This window comes from Pseudomonas sp. NPDC087804, from assembly GCF_044742965.1.
In the GTDB taxonomy this organism is placed as follows: Bacteria; Pseudomonadota; Gammaproteobacteria; order Pseudomonadales; family Pseudomonadaceae; genus Aquipseudomonas; species Aquipseudomonas rustica.
In genome coordinates this window covers 248,043-274,483 of record NZ_JBIUVN010000001.1, presented here as the reverse complement: position 1 = coordinate 274,483, position 26,441 = coordinate 248,043, and the positions used below count along the sequence as shown (strand labels likewise).

The 26,441-nt window shown below is 59.0% G+C and carries 17 protein-coding genes and 1 pseudogene; 11 read left to right on the top strand and 7 right to left on the bottom strand.

Annotated features, from left to right (window positions below; all coding sequences use genetic code 11):
- Window positions 1-82 precede the first annotated feature (82 nt).
- From ACIOMO_RS01275 to ACIOMO_RS01265, 3 genes are all read right to left on the bottom strand, one after another.
- Entirely contained in the window at window positions 83-1,483 is a 1,401-nt protein-coding gene (locus ACIOMO_RS01275) for an APC family permease (protein ID WP_401237596.1), read from the bottom strand.
- Window positions 1,473-3,839: a TonB-dependent receptor plug domain-containing protein gene (locus tag ACIOMO_RS01270; RefSeq protein WP_401237594.1), complete on the bottom strand. Its 2,367-nt coding sequence runs from the start codon at window positions 3,837-3,839 to the stop codon at window positions 1,473-1,475. Before ACIOMO_RS01270 ends, ACIOMO_RS01275 begins: the two co-directional genes overlap by 11 nt.
- Before the next feature lie 431 nt (window positions 3,840-4,270).
- A complete protein-coding gene (locus tag ACIOMO_RS01265; RefSeq protein WP_401237593.1) occupies window positions 4,271-4,711 on the bottom strand; it encodes a carboxymuconolactone decarboxylase family protein in 441 nt (146 codons plus the stop codon).
- 297 nt (window positions 4,712-5,008) lie between these two features.
- Between ACIOMO_RS01265 and ACIOMO_RS01260 the strand changes: the two genes are divergently transcribed.
- The 4 genes from ACIOMO_RS01260 (at window position 5,009) to ACIOMO_RS01245 (ending at window position 8,397) form a co-directional block, all read left to right on the top strand.
- Complete coding sequence (locus ACIOMO_RS01260) at window positions 5,009-6,442, top strand: PLP-dependent aminotransferase family protein (RefSeq protein ID WP_053121119.1); 1,434 nt, start codon at window positions 5,009-5,011, stop codon at window positions 6,440-6,442.
- Window positions 6,443-6,565: 123 nt separating this feature from the next.
- A complete protein-coding gene (locus tag ACIOMO_RS01255; RefSeq protein WP_401237592.1) occupies window positions 6,566-6,859 on the top strand; it encodes a putative quinol monooxygenase in 294 nt (97 codons plus the stop codon).
- A gap of 193 nt (window positions 6,860-7,052) precedes the next feature.
- The gene (locus tag ACIOMO_RS01250) at window positions 7,053-7,454 is read left to right on the top strand and encodes a cupin domain-containing protein (protein WP_212546079.1); all 402 of its coding nucleotides are present in this window, start codon (window positions 7,053-7,055) and stop codon (window positions 7,452-7,454) included.
- 229 nt (window positions 7,455-7,683) lie between these two features.
- Complete coding sequence (locus tag ACIOMO_RS01245) at window positions 7,684-8,397, top strand: hypothetical protein (RefSeq protein WP_053121126.1); 714 nt, start codon at window positions 7,684-7,686, stop codon at window positions 8,395-8,397.
- 229 nt (window positions 8,398-8,626) lie between these two features.
- On the opposite strand, the gene ACIOMO_RS01240 is transcribed toward ACIOMO_RS01245, so the two are convergent.
- The 3 genes and pseudogenes from ACIOMO_RS01240 to ACIOMO_RS01230 form a co-directional block, all read right to left on the bottom strand.
- The gene (locus tag ACIOMO_RS01240) at window positions 8,627-8,980 is read right to left on the bottom strand and encodes a hypothetical protein (RefSeq protein ID WP_401237590.1); all 354 of its coding nucleotides are present in this window, start codon (window positions 8,978-8,980) and stop codon (window positions 8,627-8,629) included.
- A 277-nt stretch (window positions 8,981-9,257) separates the two neighbouring features.
- Window positions 9,258-13,898: pseudogene (locus ACIOMO_RS01235) on the bottom strand (NAD-glutamate dehydrogenase); the annotation flags it as partial.
- A gap of 285 nt (window positions 13,899-14,183) precedes the next feature.
- On the bottom strand, window positions 14,184-15,578 hold the full coding sequence (locus ACIOMO_RS01230; RefSeq protein ID WP_401237588.1) for a hypothetical protein: 1,395 nt from the start codon (window positions 15,576-15,578) through the stop codon (window positions 14,184-14,186).
- A 284-nt stretch (window positions 15,579-15,862) separates the two neighbouring features.
- Between ACIOMO_RS01230 and ACIOMO_RS01225 the strand changes: the two genes are divergently transcribed.
- The 7 genes from ACIOMO_RS01225 to ACIOMO_RS01195 all read left to right on the top strand — a co-directional run bounded on the left by ACIOMO_RS01225 (window position 15,863) and on the right by ACIOMO_RS01195 (window position 23,328).
- On the top strand, window positions 15,863-16,216 hold the full coding sequence (locus ACIOMO_RS01225; RefSeq protein WP_401237586.1) for a hypothetical protein: 354 nt from the start codon (window positions 15,863-15,865) through the stop codon (window positions 16,214-16,216).
- A 269-nt stretch (window positions 16,217-16,485) separates the two neighbouring features.
- On the top strand, window positions 16,486-17,445 hold the full coding sequence (locus tag ACIOMO_RS01220) for a MoxR family ATPase (protein WP_003218556.1): 960 nt from the start codon (window positions 16,486-16,488) through the stop codon (window positions 17,443-17,445).
- 5 nt (window positions 17,446-17,450) lie between these two features.
- Window positions 17,451-18,395, top strand: coding sequence for a DUF58 domain-containing protein (locus ACIOMO_RS01215; RefSeq protein WP_053121134.1), 945 nt, complete (start codon window positions 17,451-17,453; stop codon window positions 18,393-18,395).
- Window positions 18,392-18,889: a DUF4381 domain-containing protein gene (locus ACIOMO_RS01210; protein ID WP_053121136.1), complete on the top strand. Its 498-nt coding sequence runs from the start codon at window positions 18,392-18,394 to the stop codon at window positions 18,887-18,889. Before ACIOMO_RS01215 ends, ACIOMO_RS01210 begins: the two co-directional genes overlap by 4 nt.
- Window positions 18,882-19,961, top strand: a complete 1,080-nt coding sequence (locus ACIOMO_RS01205) for a vWA domain-containing protein (protein WP_401237585.1) — start codon at window positions 18,882-18,884, stop codon at window positions 19,959-19,961. The genes ACIOMO_RS01210 and ACIOMO_RS01205 overlap by 8 nt, the downstream gene beginning before the upstream one ends.
- Window positions 19,958-21,697, top strand: a complete 1,740-nt coding sequence (locus tag ACIOMO_RS01200) for a tetratricopeptide repeat protein (protein WP_401237583.1) — start codon at window positions 19,958-19,960, stop codon at window positions 21,695-21,697. The genes ACIOMO_RS01205 and ACIOMO_RS01200 overlap by 4 nt, the downstream gene beginning before the upstream one ends.
- Window positions 21,694-23,328 carry a BatD family protein gene (locus ACIOMO_RS01195; RefSeq protein ID WP_212549340.1) on the top strand — a complete coding sequence of 545 codons (1,635 nt, stop codon included), beginning with the start codon at window positions 21,694-21,696 and terminating at the stop codon, window positions 23,326-23,328. The genes ACIOMO_RS01200 and ACIOMO_RS01195 overlap by 4 nt, the downstream gene beginning before the upstream one ends.
- 195 nt (window positions 23,329-23,523) lie before the next feature.
- On the opposite strand, the gene ACIOMO_RS01190 is transcribed toward ACIOMO_RS01195, so the two are convergent.
- Entirely contained in the window at window positions 23,524-26,271 is a 2,748-nt protein-coding gene (locus ACIOMO_RS01190; RefSeq protein WP_401237581.1) for an RHS repeat domain-containing protein, read from the bottom strand.
- Window positions 26,272-26,441: the final 170 nt, after the last annotated feature.

Genomic DNA, 26,441 nt, shown 5'->3' with positions numbered 1-26,441 from the left:
GGGAGAGGGAACTGATTGGGGGATATTTGAGAGGTTCGCCGACTTGGACGTGCGTTGCCGAATCCATAATCGACTCGGTTTTTCAGGTCGATGTATCACGCAGCACACCTCGGTCGGCCCCCTCGCCCTCCGGGAGAGGGCTGGGGTGAGGGTTTGCCGTTAAGCGACTCAACCCGGCCAAAACCACCACGCCAACCAAAAGAACGCCAATCCCCAAAAACGCCCCATACCCGACCACCGTCACGCTGGAATACAGCATGTACAGGCACAACCCAAAAAACAGCAACGGCAACAGCGGATACAACGGCACCCGCACCGGCCTCGCCACCTCGGGAAACCGCCGCCGCAATATGATCAACGCGACACTGCTCAAACTCAAAAATAACCAATACACCGGGGTCAAATACTCGACCATGGTGTTAAACCCGCTCTGGGTAAAACTGCCGAACAACACCAGCAACAACGCCACCGCGCCCTCCGCCAGCAACGCTTTGCGCGGTACGCCATGGCGATCATCCCAATCACCAAAACTGCGCAACTGCGGTACATCGCGAGCAGCGGCGTAGGTAGTCCGCGCGCCAACCAGCAACGTCGAATTGATCGTGGCGATCGCTGCAATCCCCACCATCAGCAGAATCAGCATGACCCCGGGCGCGCCAAAAGCACGGTTGAGCAGTTCAACTGCCGGCGCATTGCTCGCCGCCAATCCGGCAAATCCCAGCCCCTGAACAAACGCCCAATTCAGCGCCAGATAGATAATCATCAACACCGTCAGCGCGCCGATCATGGCGATGAAAATCCCTCGCCGACCATCGCGCACTTCCGCCGATAACGTCGCCGCATCACTCCAGCCGCCGAACGCCAGAAACACAAAAATCATCGCCGCCGAAAACCCGGCCATGCCCGTGTTTTTCGGCGTAACCGACAAATTCGGCAGCGGCGGCTCAACCCCTTGCCACGCCAGAAAAACACCCGCACTGGCGATGCTCAAAAAGCCTAACGCGAGCAAGCCAACCAGCAATGTCTGCGTGATGAAACCGATGTGCTTGCCCGTCAGATTCAGCAGCACCAACGCCGCGATCACCGCCCCGGCAAACAGCCCCGACCCATACTGTCCCAACGGCACCACCGCATTCACGTAATCGGCAAACATAAACGCCGACAACGCAATCCACCCGGTGTGCATCACCGAAAACCGCGACCAAGCGAACAGAAACCCCATGCGCTCGCCATACGCTGTGCGCAGAAAATGGTAGTCGCCGCCGGGATGCGGAAACGCCGTGGCCATTTCCGCAAAGCACAGCGCACCGATCATCGACGCCACGCCGCCGAGCACCCACACCAGGTAGAAGTGCTCCGGCCCGACGTTGAGCGCCACGGTCGGCGCGGTTTTCAGGATGTCGGTGGTGATCACCATGCCCAGCGTGATCAGCAGCGCCTGGAACACCGGCAGATGCCGCCCCGGCCCGGCGTTAGAAACCATACGTGGCGCGAGCGTAGTAGTAAGCGCCGTTCGTGCCGATTGGTGAGAGCACGTCGTACGGCAAGTTGCCGCCGTAGTTGATCGCCGAGCCGGAGCGTTCCGGGTAGTTGTCGGTGAGGTTATTGCCACCGACGGCGATGTTGAATTTCGGGGTGAATTTGTAGGCGACTTCAGCGTCCAGTTGCCACACCGCACCGTAGGTCTGCTCCGGTTGCGAATCACCGAAATCAAACACACGAGTAGTCTCGCCCTGACGCGTCAGGCGTCCGAGCAAACCCCAATGTTCGCTGGCCCAGTTGGCGGAAAAAATGAAGCGATCCTTCGGCGCGGCGTCGGTCAAGGTGTTGGTTTCTTCGACGCCGACCAGCGCGTCATTGCCGATGCCCAGCGCGGTCAATTGCGATGGCGTGCCTTTGGTGCTGGTGACTTTGGTGTGGTTGTAGGTGTACGCGGTGGTCAGGCCGAGTTGCCCTTCGTAGAACGGCTGATGATAGTTGAGCACCAGTTCGGCGCCGTGGGTGCTGGTGTCGGCGGCGTTGGTGAAGAAGTTGACGTCATGTATGCCGGCCACGCCGAAGTTGTCATTGATGTAGTTTTCCAGCGCATCGCTGCCGATGCGTTGCGACAGGGTGATGCGGTCTTTGACGTCGATGCGGAACACGTCCAGCGACGCATCGAAGCGTTCGTTCAACTGGAACGTCAGGCCGAGGCTGAAGTTTTTCGAGGTTTCCGGATCAAGTTTTTCTGCGCCCAATGCGCGGGCAATCGGATCGTTAACCGAGAGCACGCGAATGTCAGTCAGCGTGCCGCCGTCGCCGAAGTTGCTGGTGGTGTTCTGGAAACCGCTCTGCGCAAGAGACGGCGCGCGGAAGTTGTTCGACACTGCGCCGCGCACCGCCCACTGCTCGGTGAGTTTGTAGCGGCCACTGAGTTTACCGGTGAGTTTGCTGCCGGCGTCGTCGTAATGCTCCCAACGCGTGGCGGCGTCGACGAAGAAACGGTCGGTGAGATCGCCGGACAACTCGGCGTAAGTGCCGAACACATTGCGATCCAGATCTGACTCTTCGCTCGGGCGCAGTCCATTGGCGCCATCGGCTCCGGAGCCAACGTAAGAAGCCGCGTCACCGGCGTAAGTCAGGTAGTTTTCGTAGCGGTATTCGCCGCCGACGGCCAACACAAATGAGCGTTCGCCGAGGCGCAGTTCGCGAGTGAAATCGAGGTTGGTCGTGGTCTGGCGCAACTCGTAATCGCCGGTATCGAACTCGGTCGGCGAGTCTTCTCCGAGGCTGACGTTGAGCGTACGCCGCGTCGATCCATCGAAGCGATTACGGCCATGGGTGACGCTGCTGTCGAAGTCCCAGTCGTCGCCGATCATGCCTTTGAACCCGGCAGTGGCGGAGACGTCCTTGTTGTCGCCGAGCGATTGCGGCAGGTAGCCGTTGGGGTAGAACTGCGGCTGCTCGTACGGGTAGCGATAGAATTCGGCGCCGGTGGTGTGGCGCTGGTTGTAGGTGCCGAAGCTGTATGCCTTGCCGCCGGCCAGCGGCAGTTCGCTGTTGAACCACAGGTTGACGTCGCGGGCGATGCCGTCGCCCATCACGTAGTTGCGCTGGCTGGGGATGTCGTCGAAGCCGTCGAAACCGGCGCGATTGGTCGGGTTGCGATCCTTGTACTCGGTGCCGCCGCGAATGAAGCCGCCCTCCTCGCCGAGGCGCGTGCCGATCTTCGCGGTGGTCACGCTGTTCTGGCCGTCGGTGGTGGTTTTGCCGATCGCGTCCTGATGGGTGTGATAGGCGCCGTAGCTCGTCGTCACTTCGCCGCCCTCGGGGGCGTCGTCAAGGATGATGTTGATCACCCCGGCAATCGCATCGGAGCCGTACTGCGCACCGGCGCCGTCACGCAGCACTTCGATGCGTTTGATCGCGCTGATCGGGATCGAGTTGAAATCCACCGGCGCCGTGCCGCGACCGATCTTCGAGGAGTCGTTGACCACCGCCGAAGTGTGCCGGCGTTTACCGTTGACCAGCACCAACACCTGATCCGGGCTCATGCCGCGCAGTTGAGCGGCGCGTACATGGTCGGCACCGCCGGAGTTGGACTGGCGCGGCAGGCTGAACGATGGCAACAACGTCTGCAACGCCGCGCCCAATTCGCCATCCGCGGCGCCGGCGGCTTTCAGGTCATCAGCGGTGAGCACGTCGACCGGCACTGGCGAATCCAGCACGGTGCGGGATGTGCCGCGTGTGCCGGTCACCAATACGGTGTCGAGTTTGGCCTCATCGTCAGCTTGCGCGGGAAGTTGCCAGATGGACGTGAGCACAGCAGCAGCGAGTAATGAACGCGAACGGTAATACATGCAACAGCTCCTTGAATCGCAGCTAATACCCGGCCCTGCCAACCAAAAGTCGTCGGCCATCAGTGCACGGCAATGTCTGCTGTAGTTTTATAAAACAGGAAGGCAGCGAAGGCTGTTAGATCGGAAAGTGCAAATAGAACGCAGGATCCCCAAAAGTAAGCTTTTCCCCTTGGAGGCCGATGCTAGACGAGCGGAGAGCTGTGGCAAAAGAACCAATAACGCTTAGGTTATATCGGCTTGGCGGAGTGTGCTTAGAGCAACATAAGTGTTGCCCAGGCAACACTAAATCCAACTAACAACAACTAACCTACCGAAACCTTGTAGGAGCAGAGCTTGCTCGCGAAGAGGCCATTCCTGCCAACATATTATTCGAATGGGCCACCGCTTTCGCGAGCAAGCTTTGCTCCTACAGATTTAAAGGTGGCGGGCTACTAATCGCTCGGGGTTTGCCGAAAACTCACCGCCAGGCGATTCCAGCTGTTGATCGTGGTCACGGCCATGGTCAGGTCGACCAGTTCCGCTTCGTTAAACTGCTCGCGCGCCTGTTGATACACGTCATCCGGCACATGGCTTTCCGCCAACAAGGTCACCGCCTCCGCCCAAGCCAGTGCCGCGCGTTCACGAGGATTGAAAAACCCGCTGTCACGCCACACTGCAATCGCATACAACCGCCGGTCACTCTCCCCCGCTCGCCGGGCTTCGACCGAATGCATATCCGTGCAAAACGCACAGCTATTAAGTTGCGAGGCGCGGATCTTGATCAGTTGCAGCAACGGCTGTTCGATGCTCAAGTTGCTGGTCAGCGCCTCCATGGCAATCATCGCTTTCATCGCTTTGGGTGAAGCGCTGTAGTAATCCAGACGCGGGGACATAGCTTGATCTCGGCAGGCGCAATAAAGACTTCAAAGTAAGCGCCAAAAGGCTAGCGTTACAGCCCCAATTCCACGGAAAAGTGCCACACCAATAGCGGGCTCAACACAAATCCCTTGTAGGAGCTGCCGAAGGCTGCGATCTCTTGATCTTAAAAAGCAACATCAAGAGATCGCAGCCTTCGGCAGCTCCTACAGGGGTTTATGCCAATTTCGGGTATTTGTGCTGCGCAACTTCTGCCAATCGCCCAACAGCGCTAATCTGGCGGGCACTTCACATTGCCTCGGAGCCACGTCGGTATGGAACTTCATGTCGTGATCAACGGCCGCAAGGATCTCGCCGGTCAGTTGTACCAACAGCTGCGCGGCGCCATCGAATCCGGGCGTCTGGCCGCTGGCACGCAATTGCCGCCCAGCCGCTTGCTCGCCGAGCAACTGGGGATCTCGCGCAAGACCATCTCCGACACTTACGCGCAACTGACCTACGAAAACTTCCTCACCGGCGTGATCGGCAAAGGCACCTACGTCAACGCGCGCCCGGCGCAGGTTCAGCGCAAGCAAAGTCACAGCGAATTGGCCAGTGCCGAGGTGATCGAGAGCTGGCGCAATCTGCCGGTGTTCCTGCGGCACCCGACACTGGAAGGTTCGCTGCGTTACGACTTCATTGGCGGCGCCACCAGCAAGGGCCAGTTTCCCCAGGATGACTGGCGGCGCTGCGTCGCCCATGCGATGCGGCAGATGGCGCAGTCGAAAGGCTTTTACAGCGTTGCCGAAGGTTTGCCGTCGCTGCGCAACGCGATTGCCCGACACATCGCATTTTCTCGTGGGGTGAACTGTCAGGACGAAGACATCGTGGTCTGCAACGGCGCGCAACAGGCGCTGGATCTGATCGCCCGCGTGCTGCTGCGTCCCGGCAGTCTGGTGGCGATGGAAGACCCGGGTTATCCGCCGGCACGCCTGCTGTTCGGCACGCATGGCGCCACCGTGGTCGGTATTCCAGTGGATGCCGAGGGCATTCAGGTCGAACACATTCCCGAAGGCACGCGGCTGATTTACGTGACGCCGTCGCACCAGTTTCCGCTGGGCATGCCGATGAGTCAGGCGCGCCGCGAAGCCTTGCTGGTGCGTGCGCATGAGCTCGGCGCAATCATCATCGAGGACGATTACGACAGCGAGTTTCGCTACGAAGGCCGGCCCACTGATTCGCTGTACAACCTCGACCAGCGCGGTCTCGTCGCGTATGTAGGCACCTTCTCGAAAACCTTGCTGCCCGAGTTGCGCCTGGGCTACGGAATTCTGCCGCCGGCGATCCTCGAAGCGGTGATCCGCGCCAAGCAGCTCACCGATTTGCACGCGTCCACCCTGCCGCAATGGGCGCTGGCCAAGTTCATCGCCGAGGGCTGTTTGCTCAAGCATATTCGCCGCTGCCACACGATTTATGCGCAGCGCCGCGAACGGATTCTGGCGCGCATGGCCAGCGATCTGTCGCCTTGGCTTGATGCGGTGCCGGCCAGTGCCGGATTCCACATGGCGGTGTTTTGCAAAGTGCCGATCGACCTGCCGCTGGTGATCGAACTGGCGAAAAAGGTCGAAGTCGGTCTCTACGCCATCAATGGCTTTTATTACCAGCAGACACCGCGTGATGGTTTGTACTTTGGCTTCGGCGCGATTGAGACGCTGGACATTGATATCGCCCTCGATCGCCTGCGCGACATTCTCCAGCAAGTTGCCTGAGCGATTGGCCTAACGGATTAACCGCCGATTGGTTATTGGTGATCGGCGGGTGCAGGCCTATTCTGCACAGGCGTTATCCCTCAATGAGCAGGATTCGTCCGGCCTGATTCAGGAGTGTGAGCAATGTCCAACGAAGTGATCAACACGGTGCAGGTGCAGGCTGCTGCCGGCCGCTCTGACGAGCTGGGCAAGCAACTGCAAAGGATCGTCGAAACCCTGCGCCAAACGCCGGGCTGCGATTCCTACCTGGTCGACCGCTGCCCCGAGGACAGCCACCGCTGGACGGTCAGTGCGCGCTGGCAGTCGGAAGCGGCGATGCAGGCGCATTTCAACCGGCCTGAAGCGCAGGGGTTTATAGACTTGATCGATAGCCGGCTGGCCAATAGTGTGGACTTCAACAGTTTTCCCATTGTTTAGAAAATCAAAAGATCGCAGCCTTCGGCAGCTCCTACATTGGAATTCGTTCACTGTAGGAGCTGCCGAAGGCTGCGATCTTTGCTTTTTGTGCAAACCGTAATTGGTCACCCAATCTTCCCGAATATTGGCCGTTTGCTTGCCCCGCCCCTCGGACTACTGTGATTACCAACCACCCCCCAACCGGTAATCCACCATGAAAACCCTGCACCTTGTCGCTGCCGCCCTCGCCCTGGCCCTCTCCACCTCGGCCTTCGCCCACGACCCCTCGGAAAAAGTCACCGTACTGCAAGACCAGATGCTGAAAAACGCCCCCGGCAAAAAAGCCATGATGATCGAAGTCGACTACAAACCCGGCCAGTCTTCCATCGCCCACAAACACGACGGCACCGCGATGGCCTACGTGCTCGAAGGCGAAGTGATCTCTCAGGTCAAGGGCGAACAGGCGATCACCTATAAGAAAGGTCAGTTCTGGTACGAACCGGCCGGTTCCGAGCATTTGGTTTCGAAAAACGCCAGCCAAACCAAGCCAGCCAAGTTGCTGGTGTTCATGGTGCTGTCCCCGGATGAGCAAGTGCTGATTCCGCTGAAAAACTGATGGTTGTTTAGCCAGCCATAAATAAAAAGGCGCAAATTGCCGATTTGCGCCTTTTTATATCCCGATGCAATTAACCGGATCGGTTTACAGCAAATAAAACTATTCAATACAAAACCAGACAGCAAATTGTCAGCTTATTTGCCGTGCGACGGGGGTAGTCTGAATTAACTGCCGTCATTGACGGCAACTTTAAACTTTCCGACTGATGTTGTTTCACGGGAGAAACACCATGAAACTTGCGTTCACCAGTATGTTGGCGATATCGGTTTTAGCCCTCTCCGCCTGTTCAGTGCCTACGGCGCCAAAAGCAGTCTCGTCTCTCGATACCCTGCTGCCGCATCCAACCGGTCGCAGTAGCGCCACTCAGGTAAAAAGCGGTCCCGGCGTCTCGCTCGGCGTGGTCTACAGCCCAAGCACCCAGAGCAACCGCGAATACCTGCGCGACTATCAAGCCAACGCCGGCACCGGTTTCGGCCAGAGCCTGCTGGTACAGCCGATCCACGACGCCTACGTCGCCAGCTCGAAACCGGACATGGCAGTGGAATGGGTCAACGCCTCCCTGCAACGCCAGTTCGGTTCAGTGACGGTGTATCCGGACATGCAAAGCTTGCGTGCAGCCAAACCGGATGTCACCGCAATCGTCGACACCCACAGCCAGCTAATCACCTCACGCAGCTCCGACATCAAGGCTGACGTGAGTGCCGATTTTTATGATGCAGGATTGAACTACATCGGCACGGCGAAAGGTTCAGAAGCGAAAGAACTGACACCGGTGTGGGCGGACTTCAAACGCTCGGAAGAGATTGTTGCCGATATTAACCAGCAGCAAGACGTGCAAGTTCGGGCGCTGCAAAAGTTTGACCAATCGCTCAACAATTTAGTCGCACGGCCTGCGGATAAAGTGTCGATGCTTGATACTAAACCGGCTCAGAAGTTGTATTGAATGTAAGGGCCTCTTCGCGAGCAAGCCCCCTCCCACATTTGAAATGCGTACCTCCTGTGGGAGCGGGCTTGCTCGCGAAAGGGCCGCAATAGGCACCACAAAACCCGCAGACACAAAAAAGCCCCGGCCTCTCTAAATACCGGGGCTTTTCTATTTAACGTCTCAGCACCGATCAAAAATAGGTCAACGCCTTATCGCGTCCAGACGCCGCGATAGAGCCTCACGATCGTCAGTGTGTAACTTTAACTGCCACACTTCGAGAACCCGGGTACGGATGCTTATCAACCCAATAAACCGCATACGCTGTCTTACCTGTCAAATCCAATAAAACTGTACGAGGTACGTGAAGCGTAAACGACACTGGTCGATCTACCGTATGCTTCGTTTCCCAGGGACAGTCGTCACCCGCCTCCCCAAATCGCACAACAACGATATCGCCGTTCTTGATGTCGGAGTGTTCTGGCACGATAAAACGCAAACCGGCCGTGGGTACGTCTTTCAAACTGACCGCACCGTTCCGCACTTCTGGCAGCTCGGGAGCAGGCAGGGTTTGCTTGATCTGCGGCGTACCTTTACTCGTCATGATAAATCTCCTTTTCACCATTATTTAGTGATAGCAACGCTATCCCTGAAGACTTCTAGCCCTACAGAGGAAAGAGAACAACTGTCATACCTGACAGTTGACAAGTCCGCATCGCCCCTCCGTAGGAGCTGCCGAAGGCTGCGATCTTTTGATCTTGATCTTTTAAAGGCAAAAGATCGCAGCCTTCGGCAGCTCCTACACTGGTCGGTACCAATCCATGAGACAAAAAAAAGCCCCGGCATCTCACGATACCGGGGCTTTTTCATTCAGCGCTTACTTATGCCGTTTCAAGCTCGGCATTCGCAGTCGCAGCAGGCACTACTGCTTGCCCGCTCAACGCCAGATCCAGCAGTTCACGGTTGGCCACCGCGTACATGGCGTAGTCCGTGCCGCTCGCAGCGCGGATTTCCACCAGCATGGCGCGCCAGCGCGAGATCATGCTTTCGTGTTGCTCCATCCACAGCGCCAGACGTGCTTCCACGTCCAGTGTGCCGTCGCCCTGTTGCAGGACGGAGATGGTGATCGCGCGTTGCTGCCAGTCGACATCATCACGGAACGCTTCACGGGCCAGGGCTTGCCAGTTGTTTTCAACCGGCAGCGCGCTGATCTGTTGCAGGTACCAGGTGATGTCCAGCGCACTGCCCACGGCGAAGTAGGCTTTCGCCACTTCGGCAGGGTTCTGGCCAGTCACGTCGGAGGCTTCGATGATTGGCAGCAAGGTGTACAGGTGCGAGGTGCCCGCCACCATACGCGCCAGCAATTCCGGCACACCGGCTTCGACGTACGCCTGATAACGCGCCTGCCAGTTTTCACGGATTTCGCCGCTCAGCAGCTCGTCGAGTTTCAGGCCCAGCTCTTTCAGGTGCGGACCGAAATGCGCGACGTCACGGGCAGCGTTCTGCTCGTTGCGACGGGCACGCAGGAACCAGCGTGTAGCACGGCGGCCCAGACGCATCAGCTCGTCCATCAGCTCCAGCTGAACGTCAGCGGCAACCTGATAGTCCAGCGCTTCGATCTGACGGAACCAGTGCGGGAGGTGGAAGATGTCGCGCACGATCACGTAAGCACCGGCCACGTTCGCCGGGCTCATGCCGGTCGACTCTTTGAGTCGTTGAACGAAGGTGATGCCCATGTGGTTGACCAGGTCGTTGGCGATCTGGGTGCTGACGATCTCGCGCTTCAGGCGGTGACGACGCATGGCTTCGGAGAACTTGCTGACCAGGGTCGGCGGGAACGCCGTTTCCATGTCGCGGGTCAGGTAATCGTCGTCCGGCACCAAGGAGCCCAACAGCTGCTCTTTGAGGTCGATTTTGCTGTACGAGATCAGCACCGACAGCTCAGGACGGGTCAGACCGTGGCCTTCAGCAATGCGCTCGGCCAGTTGCTCTTCGGTCGGCAGGAACTCGATGGCACGGTCCAGCTTGCCACGGCCTTCCAGATCGCCCATCAGACGCTTGTACTCAGCGATGCGCGCATAAGCACGACGCGCCGCCAGCGACAGCGCCTGAGTCTGCTTGTAGTTGTTGCCCAGCACCAGATTGCCGACTTCGTCGGTCATGCTCGCCAGCAACTGGTTGCGTTGCTTGTCGGTCATGTCACCGGCCTGAACCACTTCGTTCAGCAGGATCTTGATGTTCACTTCGTGGTCGGAGCAGTCCACGCCACCGGCGTTGTCGATGAAGTCGGTGTTGGAACCGCCGCCATTCAGACCGAATTCGACACGACCCAATTGGGTCATGCCGAGGTTACCGCCCTCGCCCACGACTTTGCAGCGCAGCTCGTTGCCGTTTACGCGCAATGCATCGTTGGCCTTGTCGCCGACATCGGCGTGGCTTTCAGTGCTGGCCTTGACGTAAGTGCCGATACCGCCGTTCCACAGCAGATCCACTGGCGCCTTGAGCAAGGCATTCAGCAGTTCGGTCGGGGTCAGCTTGTCAGCCTTGATGTCGAAGCGTTCCTGCATCTGCGGGGAAATTGCGATGCTCTTCGCGCTGCGCGAGAAGATACCGCCGCCTTCGGACATGATGCTGGTGTCGTAGTCGGTCCAAGCCGAACGCGGCAGGTCGAACATGCGCTGACGCTCGACGAAGCTGGTCGCCGGGTTCGGGTTTGGATCGATGAAAATGTGCAGGTGGTTGAAGGCAGCGACCAGTTGCAGCTTGTCGGACATCAACAGGCCGTTACCGAACACGTCACCGGCCATGTCGCCGACGCCGACAACAGTGATGCTGTCTTCTTGAACATTGATGCCGCGCTCGCGGAAGTGACGTTGTACGCCGACCCACGCGCCTTTGGCGGTAATGCCCATTTTCTTGTGGTCGTAACCGGCCGAACCACCGGACGCAAACGCGTCACCCAGCCAGAAGCCGTAGTCGATGGCGATGCCGTTGGCGATGTCGGAGAAGGTTGCAGTGCCCTTGTCCGCCGCCACTACCAGGTACGGGTCGTCATCGTCGTGGCGAACCACGTTCAATGGCGGCACCAGCGCGCCGTCTTTCAGGTTGTCGGTGATGTCCAACAGACCGGAAATGAAGATGCGGTAGCAGGCGATGCCCTCGGCGGCGATCTCGTCACGGCTGCCGCCCAGAGGCAGGCGACGCGGCAGGAAGCCGCCCTTCGCGCCCACTGGCACGATGACCGAGTTCTTCACTTGTTGAGCTTTTACCAGGCCAAGAACTTCGGTGCGGAAGTCTTCTTCACGGTCGGACCAGCGCAGACCGCCACGGGCGACGTTACCGAAGCGTAGGTGCACGCCTTCAACGCGTGGCGAGTAGACGAAGATTTCGAACTTCGGCACTGGCTTCGGCAGTTCAGGGATCGCGTGCGGGTTGAACTTGAAGCTGAAGTACGACTTGTTCTGGCCGTTGGCATCAGTCTGATAGAAGTTGGTACGCAGGGTCGCTTTGATCAGGTCGAGGTAACGACGCAGGATGCGGTCTTCGTTGAGCACCTGAACGTCGTCCAGTGCCGTCAGAATCGCTTGTTCCAGACGCTGTTGCTTGTCTTCCAGATCGTCGTCGCTGAGCTTGCGCGCCAGATAGAAGCGGGTCTTGAACAACCGGGTCAACTCGCGAGCGATGTCGGTGTGGTTGTTCAGGGTGCTGGCGATGTAACCCAGATCGAAGCCCAGACGAATCTGCTTCAGGTAACGGGCGTAAGCGCGCAGCAGTGCGACGTCGCGCCAAGGCAGGCCAGCAGTCAGCACCAGACGGTTGAACGCATCGTTCTCGGCTTCGCCACGGACGATGTGAACAAAGGCGTCCTGCAGGGTGTCGTTGAGTTGCTGGATGTCGAGATCCAGACCTTCAGCGGCAGTGAAGGCGAAGTCGTGAATCCAGAACTCGCGGCCATTGGTGTGACGCAGACGGTACGGGAATTCACCCAGTACGCGCAGGCCTAGGTTTTCCAGAATCGGCAGCACGTCGGACAGCGCCAGCGGCGTGTCGGCGTGGTACAGCTTGCAATGCAGCTCGCGTTGGCCGGAGACCTGGCCCAGCGGCTGATAGAAGCTCATCACCAGCGGATTTTTTTCGTTGAGGCTCAGCAGGTGCTGCATGTCGACCACGGCCGAATGCGCAGCGAAACGCTCGCGGTAACCGGCCGGGAAGCCTTTCGGAAAGTCCGCCAGCACGTTGGTGCCGTGGGCTTCGCCGAAGCTTTCGACGGTCAGTGCGGCGTAGTCGTCCTGCCAGCTGCGGCAAGCCTGCACGACTTCTTTTTCCAGCAGCAGCGGATCGATGTCGAGACGGTTTTTCGGGTCGACACGCAGGATCAGCTGAACGCGAGCCAGCACGGACTCGGAGAAGAACGTCCAGAATTCGCAGTCGGAAGCCTTCAGGCGCTCCATCAGCACTTGCTGGATCTTCTGGCGAACTTCGGTGGAATAAATGTCGCGCGGCACGTAGGCCAGGCAGTAGCAGAAACGACCGTACGGGTCTTTGCGCAGGAACACGCGGATCTTGTTGCGCTCCTGGATCTGCACGATCGACATCACGGTGCTGAACAGCTCGTCGACCGGGGTCTGGAACAGGTCATCACGCGGCAGCACTTCGAGTACCTGCGCCAGTTCTTTGCCCAAGTGAGCCTTGGACTGGAAGCCGGAGCGGTGTTCGATTTCGGCGACCTTGCGGCGGATGAACGGGATGACCCGCACGCTCTCGCCATACACCGACGAGGTGTACAGGCCCATGAAACGGTGTTCTTTGATGACTTTACCGTCGGCGTCGATTTCACGGATCGACACGTAATCCGGGTAAGCCGGACGGTGCACACGGCTCGGGTGCGCAGCCTTGGCGAACGACAGCAGGGTCGGTTCGCGCAGGTAGTTCACCGCGTAGTCTTCGATGCGCAGGTCGTCGTAGGTCAGGCCGGTGCGCAGCAGTTTGGTCAGGCCAAGGAAGGAGTTCTGGTCGTACTCGATGTGGCCGCCATCGGCTTGATCGGTGACCACGAATTCTTCGTAGCCGAGGAAGGTGAAGTGGTTGCCCACCAGCCATTCCAGGAAGCTTTTGATTTCGTTCTTTTCTTCGGCATCGACGGCGAACGCGCTGTTGTCGAGTTTGGTGAGGATTTCCTGCACCTTGGCTTTCATCGGCTCAAAATCGGCGACCGCAACGCGGACTTCACCGAGAACCTGTTCCAGCTCTTTGCTCAGCACATTCAGTTCGGCCGCGTTGGCGCAGCGGTCGATTTCCAGGTACATCAACGACTCTTGCAGAATGCCGTCGCCCTGGGTGCCTTTCGGCAGGATTTCCAGCAACTCGCCCTTGCTGCCACGACGCACGCTGAGCACGGTGGTTTGCAGGGTGTGGATGCTGTAGCCGCGACGGTTCAGTTCGGTACGAACCGAGTCGACGAGGAATGGCAGGTCGTGGTGCAGGACTTCGACCGCAGTGTGGGTCGACTGCCAGGCTTGCCGACAATGCCTTTACGGGTGCTCATCCGTTGCGCAGCTTAATGGCTGCGACAATGTGTCTGCTTGCGGTGCTGCGACATATTCGTTCATAGGCAGGTAAATGAAGGCTTTCGCACCGGTAAACACTAGCAGCCGTGGCGGAAAACGACGGGGGGAATGCCCGGTTTTACGGGACATTCGTGCCAATCGCTGCCCCGTGGCGGCTACATATCCAGAAACGAAAACCCTCAGGGCCGTTCTATCGACCCTGAGCGTGGCATCCGGTTCAGCACTGGCTTTTGACACGGATCAGTCCGGCAACTCTTCATAGGCCCGGAATTTGCTCACGGTGGCGCAGTCGTAGCACTGCATCTGCAGGGTCAATTTGTCCATGCTGGCGTCGATATTGCTGGAGTCGCACTCGCGGCAGAACAACTGCGGATAGTCGACCTGCGGTGCGGCGACCGGCGAACCGGTGAGAAACCGAGGCACAAACTCGTCTCGCCAGAACAGCCCCGGCGACTTGGAAAAACCGGCACCGCTGTCCTTGAGCACGACGTCGTAAAGCAGGCGGGTCATGGCCGGCTGCGGCACACGTGTATCGCGGTAGCTGTCCTTGCGCCAGTTCTCCGCCAACGCGAGCTGTGCGGTGCTCTGCATATTGCGCGGAATGGTGTTGGAGGCGTGAGTGCGGCCCTTGGAGTTGCCGGTGGCATAGAAATGCGCAGCGCTTTTCACCGCGACTCTGGCGAAGTAGTAGATCTGGCTGACCGAGAAGTTCTGCAGCAACGTGCCGATCACTGAGTCGGCGCGGGCTTCGGCGGTGAACGCCATACCGACCATATTGGCCTGCAGGTGAACGTATTGAATGGATTCCTCCCGCGCGAGCCTGAAGATCAATGCGTACAACTCACGTTTCCACCCTGGCAGTACAGGCCCGGACAATTCTTCGTACAGGGCCAGATAGAGCATATCGCGCGTGCAGCGCACGCCCTCGTCCAGGGCGATGTTGGCCCGCCAGTAAACGGCCGAATACGTGCTGATGCTGAACTCGTCGGCCCGATTGAACGCCCGAATGTCCGATACCGTATCGACCTGCAAGGCGCCCGCCTCGTGCAGACCTTTCACCAACTCTTCACTGAAAGCGTCGGTGGACGTGAGCTTTTCCCCTCTGATTTCAGCATCAAGCGCGGCAATGCGTTCGCCTGCGCCTTGACCGCCGTCATCCAGTAACGCCAGCAGAGCTACTTTTTGCTGGAATCCAAGACTGGCAAAGGGCACCGGTGGGCTTGGCGTACCGTAGCGTGCGGCCAGATCACTGCGGTCACGTTCGGCCTGATCGGCGAGTTGCTGTTTGCGCAGCCGGACACAGGCATCACAACCACACACACTGCGCCGCGAGCCCGCACCGGCGGTGAAGTATTGATGCTCGCACTTCACACATTTGTAAGCACTGCGCAGGGAAACCGGAGTGCCGCGTGAGGGTCGGTGCATCCACATCGGCAATTCACAATATGGGCATGTCAGGTCAGCACTGACGATCGGCGGCAGCACTTTCAATACACTGCGTACGGTATCCGGCAGTTTGTACTCGGCGATCAGGTCGGCGGTTTTTTCGCCGCTGAGGTAGCGCTGGTAAAGCTGTTCCACCTGCTCCTCGGACAGATGACTGATTTCTTGCGCCCATTGGAAATATCGCTTCATCAAAAGACATCCTTTTTTGCATGTTGGCCATCGCACTCCGTTGCGTTCGAACAGCAAAATCTGACGGCAAACATCCGCCAAAACAAGCGAAAAGGCCTCCAATTCACGCTATTTTTATTCTTCTCAAAAACCCTACGAGGCCAGCGGATTTTTCTTACTCGACTCTGGGAATAGTCTTTAAGAACAGCCCTGCATTCGACGATGTTTCAGCAGAAATTCCCTCAGGCTGGCAAAATCGCACTTTTTGCGCACTGTCTACCGCGTTAGCCCACCAGGAATTCCCCATGCAAATGACCACCGCCCTATTGATCGTCAACCCATGCGACGACGAAGAAGACAACATGGCCATGCTCTGCTGCCACAGCGACAAGGGCGACATGTTCCTGATGAGCCGCTATCCGGACGAGGATGAGCTGGAAATCACCCTGGACGGCGAGCCTTCGACGCTGGACGGCGTGAAGGTCACGTTGACCTCGACGCTGCTGAAGATTGAAATCGGCGCGGCGGATGCTGATGCGTTGAATGGGGATGATGTGCTGGAGATCAGCTTTAACCCGGATATGGTTGATCTGGATGAGGTGGTGGAGACGCTGACGAATATTCTGGATGGGACGGGCACGTTTATTAACGAGGTTTGATGGTATCCGGACTGGCCCCATCGCGAGCAGGCTCACTCCTACAGGCCGGTATACGACGATCCATTGTAGGAGTGAGCCTGCTCGCGATAGGGCCAGCACAGGCAACCAATCACTCCCCTGCTACAAAAATCCAACAATTCCCCCAGTCATTTCCCGCACTTTGCGCAAAATGCCGTTAGTCGCCACCCCCCGCGATGGATTAAAGTAACGCCCCCAGCCCCGGCGTTATCCGAACGCCCGTGGCCACCCCTTTCCAGGAACAGTCACCGATGGAACATCGTGAAGCGCTGCTGGCGCTGCGAACCTTTCTTTCAACGCAGATTCTCGGCCAGGAAAAACTCATCGAGCGTTTGCTCATCGCCCTGCTCGCCGACGGCCATATGCTGGTCGAGGGCGCCCCGGGTCTGGCCAAGACCAAAGCGATCAAAGAACTCGCCGAGGGCATCGAAGCCCAGTTCCATCGCATCCAGTTCACCCCTGACCTGCTGCCCGCCGACATCACCGGCACCGAAATCTATCGCCCGGAAACCGGCAGTTTCGTGTTCCAGCAAGGGCCAATCTTCCACAACCTCGTGCTGGCGGACGAAATCAACCGCGCGCCGGCCAAGGTGCAATCGGCGCTGCTCGAAGCCATGGCCGAGCGTCAGGTCAGCGTCGGCCGCAGCACCTACGAGCTGTCGCCACTGTTCTTGGTGATGGCCACGCAGAACCCGATCGAGCAGGAAGGCACCTATCCGCTACCGGAAGCCCAGCTCGACCGCTTCTTGATGCACGTAAAAATCGGCTTCCCGGATGCCGCCGTCGAACGCCGCATCCTCCAACAGGCCCGTGGCGAAGCGCTGAATGGCGAGACCAAGCCCGAGCGCCGGGTCAGCCAGCAGGCGATCTTCGCCGCGCGCAAGGAAATCCTCGGTCTGTACATGGCCGATGCCGTGGAGGAATACCTGGTGCAACTGGTCATGGCCACCCGTACGCCGGCCAAGTTCGATCCGGAAATGGCCGAGTGGATTGCCTATGGCGCCAGCCCACGCGGCTCGATCGCCCTCGACCGCTGCGCCCGCGCCCACGCCTGGCTGGCCGGTCGCGACTTCGTCAGCCCGGAAGACATTCAAGCGGTGCTGTTCGACGTGTTGCGTCACCGCATTATTTTGTCGTTTGAAGCCGAAGCCGCCGGCATCGATCAGGATCGGGTGGTGCAGCGGATTCTCGACGTCGTAGCCGTCGCTTGACCCCCATGAACGCCCCCCAGCCTTCCCAACCGGGCATCCGCGTCAGCCTCGCCGAGCTGATCGAGATGCGTCACCGGGTGCGTGAAGTGCAGCTGTTTTCCACGCCGAGCCAGCGCAGCCCGCTGATCGGCCTGCATCACTCGAAATTCCGTGGTCGCGGTGTCGACTTCGATCAAGTGCGCGTGTATCAGGCCGGCGACGACGTGCGCACCATCGACTGGCGCGTCACCGCTCGCACGCAAGAGCCGCACACCAAGCTGTTCCATGAAGAACGCGAACGACCGATTTTCATTATGGTCGAGCAAAGCACGCGGCTGTTTTTCGGCTCCGGGCTGATGTTCAAATCGGTGTTGGCCGCACAAGTCGCAGCGCTGATCGGCTGGGCCGCGCTCGGCCACAACGACCGGGTCGGCGGGCTGGTGTTCGGCGACAACGAGCACTACGAAATCAAGCCTCGGCGCAGCAAGCAGAGCCTGCTGCAATTGCTTAATCGTCTGGTCAAGGTCAATCAATCGCTGCACAGCGAACGTGAGCCGGATCGCGATGCCTTCGGCGTGGCCCTGCGTCGCGCCCGGGAAGTGCTGCGCCCCGGCAGTCTGGCCATTGTGATTTGCGATGAGCGCGCGCTGTCCGACAGCGCCGAGCAACAACTGAGCTTGTTGGCGCGCCATTGCGATTTGCTGATGCTGCCGATATCCGATCCACTCGATCACGCCCTCCCCGCCGCCGGCCTTTTACGATTCGCCGAACGTGGCGCCCAGCTTGAGCTCGACACGCTGAATTTTGATTTGCGCCAAACCTATCGCGCGCAGGCCGAAGCGCGCATCGCTCGCTGGGAATTGCTCGCGCAGAAGTTGCGGGTGCTGCTGATGCCGTTGAGCACGCAGAGTGAAATGGTCGAGCAGATGCGCGAATTCCTCAATCCGCAGCGTCCGGGGAAAGGTCGATGAACGGCCTCGACCAACTGCAACCGCTGATCTCGCCACCGCCGATTGCCTTTTGGCCTCCGGCGCCGGGCTGGTGGTTACTCCTGCTGTTATTGCCGCTGCTCGGTTACGCCGTATGGCGCCTGCGCCGTTTCATTCCCATGAAGAAACGCCCGATCGTGCGCGCCGAACAGCCACTCGATCCGGTGCGCGTTGCCGCCCTCGCAGAACTGGCGCAAATGCCCAAACCCTACGACGGTGCCCCGGCCGGCGCGTGGCTGCAACAGGTCAATGGCCTGCTCAAACGCCTGTGTCGCAACCATTATCCCTACAGCCAGAGCCACACCCTTAATGGCCGAAAGTGGCTGGCGTTCCTCGACAACCGTTGCCCCGCCGCTGGCCTGACGCGCTGGATGGTGCTGGTCGAAGGCGCGTACAAACCGGAATGCAAACTCGACGACAAGGCCATCGCCGGCCTGACCCAAGCCGTCGACACGTGGATTCGCAAACATGTTTGAGTTCGCCTGGCCGTGGATTTTTCTGCTGGTGCCGCTGCCGTGGCTGATGCGCCTTGTGCTGCCGGTGGCCGACAGCGGCGAGCCGGCGTTGAAAGTCAGTTTCCTCGCTGACTTGGAAGGCCTCGCCCGCCGTCGTGCCCGCGCCCATTTGCCCGCATGGCGCCAGCAAGCGCCGTTCATGTTGTTGTGGTTGCTACTGCTGACTGCCGCTGCGCGCCCGCAATGGCTCGGAGAACCACTGCCGATTGCCGCCAGTGGCCGTGATTTGCTGGTGGCGGTGGACGTGTCCGGCTCGATGGATTTCCCCGACATGCAGTGGCAGGACGAAGAAGTCAGTCGCCTGTCGTTGGTGCAGCATCTGCTCGGTGACTTCCTGGAAAGCCGTGACGGCGACCGGGTCGGCCTGATCCTCTTCGGCAGTCAGGCGTACCTGCAAGCACCGCTGACCTTTGACCGCCACACCGTGCGCGTCTGGCTCGATGAAGCGCGGATCGGCATTGCCGGCAAGAACACCGCCATCGGCGACGCCATCGGTCTGGGCCTGAAACGCTTGCGCATGCGTCCAGCACAAAGCCGTGTGCTGATTCTGGTCACCGACGGCGCCAACAATGGCGGCGAAATCGATCCGTTGACGGCGGCAAAACTGGCGGCCAGTGAAGGCGTGAAGATTTACCCGATCGGCATCGGCGCCAATCCTGAGGACAGCGGTTCGACCGGCCTGCTCGGCGTCAATCCAAGCCTGGATCTCGATGAGCCGGCGCTCAAGGAAATCGCCGAAGTCACCGGCGGGCAATACTTCCGCGCGCATGATGGCCAGGAACTGCAAGCGATCAAGGACACCCTCGACCAGCTCGAACCGGTGACCCAACAACCGACCCAGGCGCGCCCTGCGCAAGCCTTGTATCACTGGCCACTGGCGTTGGCGCTGTGGTTAAGCCTGTTGTTGGTCGCCCGCGAATTGTGGCCGGACAACCCGCTGCAACGCCTGTTCAACAAGGAGCTTAATCTGCAAAGTCCGCTGCCTGACTGGCGCGAGCGTCTCAAGCGCCTGCGTCTGCGGAGGCGTCGATGATTGCCCTCTGGCCGCACTGGTTTCGTCCGTGGTGGTTGCTGCTGTTGCCGCTGCTCGGCTGGCTGATCTGGCAACTCTGGCACCGGCAAAAACGCGCCGGACGCTGGCAGATGATCCTGCCGCCGGCGTTCCACGCCACCCTGCTCAGTGGCTGCAGCGGTCGCGACAGCAAACTGCCGTGGGTGGCCCTTGGCGTGGCGTGGTTGCTGACGATTCTCGCGTTGCTCGGGCCGAGCTGGGAGCGCGTCGAACAGACCAGCCAAAAACCGGCCGACCCATTGGTGATCGTGCTGGAACTGACCCCGGAAATGCTCGCCACCGACTCACCACCGACGCGACTGGAACAAGCGCGGCGCAAGGTGTTCGACCTGCTGCAGGCGCGCAGCGATGCGCAGACCGCGATCGTCGTTTACGCCGGCAGCGCCCACACGCTGGTGCCGCTGTCGGATGATCTGGCGACCAGCCGCAATCTGCTCGACGCGCTGAAGCCGTCGCTGATGCCGGAAAGCGGTCATCGCGCCGATCTCGCCGTCGCTAAAGCGCTGGATTTACTCAAACAAGGTGCACTCGGCCAAGGGCGGATTCTGCTGGTCGGCTCGTCGCTGAGCGAAGATGAACGGCAAGGCATTCGCCGGGCGCTGAACGGGCAATCTGCGCAGCTGTTGATGCTCGGTATCGGCACCGCCGAAGGTGCGCCGATTGCGCAGGAGGACGGCAGTTTCCTCAAGGACGAGCAAGGCGCGATCCGTGTGCCGCAGCTCGACAGCCCGGGCCTGGCGGCATTCATTAATAGCGTCGGCGGTGACTACCACGCGGCGCGTCTGGATGAAGCCGATCTCGGCGCACTCGGACTGCTCAACGGCCCGCGCAGTTTGCGCAGCGATGGCCAGACCGTGCGCCTCGACACGTGGGCCGACCAGGGTTATTGGTTACTGCTGCCACTGCTGCTGCTCGCGGCCTGTGCCGGGCTGCGTGGCTGGCTGTTTTGCCTGCCGCTGCTGTTCTGCCTGCCGCAGCCGAGCTACGCTTTTGACTTCGAAGACTTGTGGCTGCGCCCCGATCAGCAAGGCCTGCACTTGCTCAAACAGAAACGCCCCGCCGAAGCCGCAGAACATTTTGACGATCACCAGTGGCAAGGGGTGGCGTTGTACGAGGCCGGCGACTACAGTGGCGCCGCCCAGCGTTTTGCCGAAGGCAGCGATGCTCGCGCCCACTACAATCGTGGCAACGCTTTGGCGAAAAGCGGTGAGCTGGACGCAGCGATCGACGCCTATGAACAGGCGCTCGAGCTGCAACCGGATCTGCGTCCGGCACAGACCAACAAGGCGCTGGTGGAAAATCTGCTGAAGCAGAAAAACACCCCGCCACCGGTCGAACCGGAAAGCCAGCAGCCCGAACAGAATCTGCCGGGCGGTGAACCTCCGCCACCCACCGCGCCGCCACCAGCGGTGAAAAGCGAAACCCAGAGAGAGGCGCAATCCGGCGAGTCTGCCAGTGAACCGCCGCCGACCACACCGCCGCAGCCAGGCCCGAATGAGGTGCCGGGCAGCAACGATGAGGAAGAGGAAACCAACACCGTGCCGACGCTGCGCCCGACCGAGGACAACCTTGAAGGCGAGCAACGTCAGGCACTGGAACAATGGCTGGGCAAAATCCCGGACGATCCGGGCGAACTGCTGCGACGCAAGTTCTGGTACGAACAGCAACAACATCAGGATCAGGAAAACACTCGATGACCCGCTTCACCGCTCTCTTGCTGCCCCTGCTGCTCTGCACGACCGCCAACGCGGCCGAGCTGATCGCCAGTGTGGATCGCAGTCGCCTGAATTCCGGCGAGACGGTCGAGCTCACCCTCGAAATCAGCGACGTCACCCAGTTCGGCAAACCCGACCTGACCCCGCTGGAGCCGCTGTTCGAAGTGCGCGGCACGCGGCAGGTCAACCAGCTCAACACCCTCAACGGCGACAACCGCGCGACCACGCGCTGGATCATTACGTTGCTGCCGAAAGAGAACGGCAGCGTGGTGATTCCCTCGCTGCAAATGGGCGAGGTGCAGAGCCAGCCGATCACCGTGCAAGTGGTCGAAAGCGACACCCGCGAAGACAAGAACAGCCTTGATCCGGTGTTTATCGAAGCGAGTCTCGATCAGTCCAGCGTGTATGTGCAGGCGCAGGCGATCCTGACTGTGCGCGTCTATCACTCGGTTTCGCTGTACGACGACAGCAGCCTGTCGCCGCTGCAAATCGTCGATGCGCGGGTTGAGCAGCTCGGCGACACGCGCACCTACGAGAAAGACATCAACGGTGTGCGCCACGGCGTCATCGAAATGCGCTACGCGATCTATCCGCAGCACAGCGGCTTGCTGACGATCACTCCGCAGACTTTCAGCGCCACGCTGGTCGACACGCAACCGGCCCAGGACACCAGCCCACAGGGGCCGAAGCCGGGCAAACTGATGCGCGTCACCTCTTCGGAAATCCCGCTGACGGTCAAACCCAAACCGCTGACTTATCCTGCCGATGCGCCATGGCTGCCGGCACGCAGCCTGAGCTTGAGCGAGAGCTGGAACCCGGAGCCGGAGCACACGCAGATCGGCGATTCGCTGACCCGCAGCCTGACCCTGAAAGTCGAAGGTCTGGCCGCCTCGCAATTGCCCGCCCTGCCCGCCACCGACGTCAACGGCCTGCGCCGCTACCCCGATCAACCGGTGCTGAGCAATCAAAGCAACGACCGCGGCATGATCGGCAGCCGTGAAGAACGCGAAGCGCTGGTGCCGAGCCGCAGCGGCTCGATTGATCTGCCGACGGTGGACGTGGTGTGGTGGAACACCTTCGAAGATCATCTGGAACACAGCAGCCTGCCCGCGCGCACCCTGCAAGTCGCCAATAACCCGAGCCTGCAAGTCGACACGCCGACGGGCAATCTGCAACCGGGGATTGTCGATAACGACACGCTGTGGTGGTGGAAACTCAGCACGCTGATACTGGCCTGCACCACCCTGCTCGGCTTTGGTCTGTGGTGGCGAGCGCGCTGGCAGCCGGCGATCCTGCGCGCCGCGCAAACCGGCCCGAGCCCACGCACCTTGCTCGACGACATCAAACGCGCGAGCCAGGCCAATGACCCGCAGGCAACGCGGCAGGCGCTGGATGCCTGGGCGCGTCAACAGCCGGAAACACTGGCGGACATGGCGGCGCGGTTTGTGCCGTTGTCGGATGCGCTGGATGGGCTCAATGGCGCGCTGTATAGCGAAACCGGGCAGCATTGGCAGGGCGAGGATTTGTGGCGGGCAATCCGCACGATTCCCACCGCCGAGCGCGTGCACGACCCGGTGGGCGACAGCGGCTTGCCACCGCTCTACCCGAAGTAAAAGATCAAAAGATCGCAGCCTGCGGCAGCTCCTACATTTGGGAATGCATTCGCAGGCTTTTGATTTTTGTGGTGAGGGGATTTAGCGAAACGTCGCACCGCCCCGATGGGCTGCGAAGCGGCCCCAAATTCCGCAACTCAAATATGCCTGACACACCGCAGGAGTTCGTGCGGGTATTGCGCGGTGCATCATTACTCACAGGCGCCAATCACTGCCCCTGCGCTCCATCCGGGCCATTTCGATTGATCCTCTGCGAAAGGAGCCTTTTATAGGCTCAACGCCAAAGAAGTGTGAAGTGCTCTCCGCCTCGTAACGCCGTTTAACAAGTGAGTCATGCACTACTTCATTCTCATGCGGTGATACCGAACTCTGTTGGCTGGGCCGCACATTGATGAGGAAATCAATCTGGCCCCCCTCTCCTTTCACTCTTTCAACACTGATGGCTTCAAGACCGAAGTCTTCCATGATGCGCTGGGTGCTTTTACCGTTAGGCGTTTGCGTTAAAAAGTCATTCATCAGAGTTGTTGCGTTATTAACAGGGTCACTGGTGCGACTGAGAGCGGAGTAGTTCATGACGTTTTCCCTTTTTATGACGGAGGGAAGACGTCCATAAAACCCACGTTCTGTGGAAATCAACTCGTATTGGTAACGAGCAACATCACTGGCGTAAAACCGTGGATGAGTAACGAGCTTCGATGTGTCCCCGGCCGGTGGAGTGGTCTTGTAGTTCTGCTTGAAAATCCAGGTGTCTTCGCGAAACTCGTTAATAAACCAGCTCTCGTATTGATTGCCACCGACCTCATTCAGGTAGGTTGAGCTGACTTCATGGGAGCCCTTTTCAATCGCGTCGGTAATGAAGTTTTCTCTGATAAAAAGCTGAGTACTTCGACTGCGCTCGTTTCGTTCAAGCCGCTGCTTCAGATCAGGCTGCCAGAAAGACAGACTTTCAGTTCCGGGCGAGACAGGCATGAGGCCTTGCCTGTCGACCATTGAGACAGGACGGTTTCCGGTCATTTGGTAAAGGTTCTGTCCGTAAACAGTGCCCGCCGGATCAGGGTTTATCCATCGACATAACCAAGGTGCGTAATACCTGAAGCCGTAGTAATAGAGCCCCGTTGCATCCCGCTCTTTATCTGAGTAACGGATCGTTTTGTGGTACGCGTCCGTGTCTGATCGACTTGCATGCCACGCTGTTCCACCGAACGGGTAGTAACGTTCTTGAGTGACCAAACCAGCCTGCTCGTCAAGTTCAAGAACACCTGAGCCGAGATTGTCCTTCAGACCATAAAGCAGCGAAACATCGCAATCACGCGAGGCTGACCCTGCTAAACAGCTCCTTACTCGAACACGAAACAACCCCAAATCAATATCGACGATACGCAACTTACCCGCGTAGCCCTGATGAATTTCCAGCCCTGGCAGGTACAACGCCTGTCTGAAGATCGTTCGCGTATGTGCTTTGCTGGAGCGCTCCTTTCGGACGCGACGACCAAAACCGTCATAAACATAACGCTCATCATCGTCCGTACCTGATTTGCGCGAGACCATCGTCACGCGACTTAGTTGGTTGCGGTGACTCCAGCTCATGTACTGTCCTCGCCACAGCACTCGTTGATTGCCGTTGGCATCAAAGCCATTCGCGATGCTCTGCTCGTCTGGAAGACCCCCATCTTCGTGTTGCCCCAAGCTTCGATTGCTGAATTCGGACACCGCCATTCTGATTGTCGGCGCACCATCATGATGACGAGCCAAGAGATTGCCGGCGGCGTCGTAGTCGAAAGTCTGGATATAGTTGCGCAAACGCTCAGGATTGATGGGCGTACGTTGACGACAAGGCAAACAAGGCCCGTAGACAGGCGGTGCGATTTCTCTGCCCGAACCCTCAATGAGCTGATAGAGGCTGTCATACCGGTATCGGCTGACAGAGTTTATGCGTTGATTTTTATGATAACGAACCGGAAGGATTTTATCCTCGACGCTAAGGACATTGCCCACCGCATCATAGGTGTAAATCTGATCCTGCAAGAGTGTTGAGCCAGGATGCATAACAGCGAGCCTTCGAAGACGCCCGCTGCTCCCCTCATGTTCGGCCACTATTGTCACGCCGTTGCCCAGTTGCTCACTCTCAACCTGCCCGGAGGCGTTGCAGCGAATGTCACTGACCAGTCGATACGCTGGTTGACCGGTGCCGGCCATCAATAAATAGGCTGCTTTTATTTGCCCGGACAATGAGTGATCAAAGCTGCGGCTATTACCTGAAGCATCCATACGCAGCCGCATTTCCCCCAGCGCATTGAACGAGCTGGTTGTAACAAAACATTCTTTCAGCAGCAGTTTATTGCGCAGTTCAAAATCCAAAGGCCAATCGGGGGCATCAAGACCGCAGAGGAACTGCCTTGTCTCGCCCATCAGTGAGCCATCCATTGAATATTGAAATTCGTGTAACGCTCCTGCCAGATCATCCTGACGTATCAAGCGACCTGCATGATTAGCGCCCATCGAGGCACTGGCCGCTGCATAGGTAAAACGCTCGACATACTTCAACACTCCCCCTGTCATGCCCTCTTGCACAGCGACTGTGCGCTGCAGTTGATCGTAATGATTTGTTCGCTCGCAGCCGCGTCCATCCCAACGCTTGTGCTCTACCTTTGCCTCATTGAGTAATGACACCCGCCAACCAGCGTCGGCACTTTCATTCAATAAGGTATTGCCCGATAGACTGTGTCCCGTCGTGGAGGTCTTTTCCTTTCCAGCACTCATCGAATGTCGGGGATCCCAACTGGCGACCTGACGACCTGACAAATCGTAGTTGAATCGCGTCACTCGTTCAGCTGCCAACTGGCCGGGCTCTGAACGGCAATAGGCAACTTCGCGAAGACATAGACCACGCGGATCGACGGCCTTCAGTGCAGGGGTTGCGTGGCATACAGAGAGACTGTTCATCCGTCGGATATACCACGAGAAATGAAGCTCAACTACTGTCAGAAATTACAGGTAGTGTGTGGTGTAGGGTTTTATCTCATCACCACGACATCCCGTGCGCAGACCGTGCGGCGCAATAAACTGTAAACTCTCCCCCTCTTTCGCCGCCTCTTCATTCCCGCGCGGCCATC

Coding starts and splice junctions, on each gene's coding strand:
- ACIOMO_RS01275 (WP_401237596.1), bottom strand. CDS start 1,483: ATGGTTTCTAACGCCGGGCCGGGGCGGCATCTGCCGGTGTTCCAGGCG.
- ACIOMO_RS01270 (WP_401237594.1), bottom strand. CDS start 3,839: ATGTATTACCGTTCGCGTTCATTACTCGCTGCTGCTGTGCTCACGTCC.
- ACIOMO_RS01265 (WP_401237593.1), bottom strand. CDS start 4,711: ATGTCCCCGCGTCTGGATTACTACAGCGCTTCACCCAAAGCGATGAAA.
- ACIOMO_RS01260 (WP_053121119.1), top strand. CDS start 5,009: ATGGAACTTCATGTCGTGATCAACGGCCGCAAGGATCTCGCCGGTCAG.
- ACIOMO_RS01255 (WP_401237592.1), top strand. CDS start 6,566: ATGTCCAACGAAGTGATCAACACGGTGCAGGTGCAGGCTGCTGCCGGC.
- ACIOMO_RS01250 (WP_212546079.1), top strand. CDS start 7,053: ATGAAAACCCTGCACCTTGTCGCTGCCGCCCTCGCCCTGGCCCTCTCC.
- ACIOMO_RS01245 (WP_053121126.1), top strand. CDS start 7,684: ATGAAACTTGCGTTCACCAGTATGTTGGCGATATCGGTTTTAGCCCTC.
- ACIOMO_RS01240 (WP_401237590.1), bottom strand. CDS start 8,980: ATGACGAGTAAAGGTACGCCGCAGATCAAGCAAACCCTGCCTGCTCCC.
- ACIOMO_RS01230 (WP_401237588.1), bottom strand. CDS start 15,578: ATGAAGCGATATTTCCAATGGGCGCAAGAAATCAGTCATCTGTCCGAG.
- ACIOMO_RS01225 (WP_401237586.1), top strand. CDS start 15,863: ATGCAAATGACCACCGCCCTATTGATCGTCAACCCATGCGACGACGAA.
- ACIOMO_RS01220 (WP_003218556.1), top strand. CDS start 16,486: ATGGAACATCGTGAAGCGCTGCTGGCGCTGCGAACCTTTCTTTCAACG.
- ACIOMO_RS01215 (WP_053121134.1), top strand. CDS start 17,451: ATGAACGCCCCCCAGCCTTCCCAACCGGGCATCCGCGTCAGCCTCGCC.
- ACIOMO_RS01210 (WP_053121136.1), top strand. CDS start 18,392: ATGAACGGCCTCGACCAACTGCAACCGCTGATCTCGCCACCGCCGATT.
- ACIOMO_RS01205 (WP_401237585.1), top strand. CDS start 18,882: ATGTTTGAGTTCGCCTGGCCGTGGATTTTTCTGCTGGTGCCGCTGCCG.
- ACIOMO_RS01200 (WP_401237583.1), top strand. CDS start 19,958: ATGATTGCCCTCTGGCCGCACTGGTTTCGTCCGTGGTGGTTGCTGCTG.
- ACIOMO_RS01195 (WP_212549340.1), top strand. CDS start 21,694: ATGACCCGCTTCACCGCTCTCTTGCTGCCCCTGCTGCTCTGCACGACC.
- ACIOMO_RS01190 (WP_401237581.1), bottom strand. CDS start 26,271: ATGAACAGTCTCTCTGTATGCCACGCAACCCCTGCACTGAAGGCCGTC.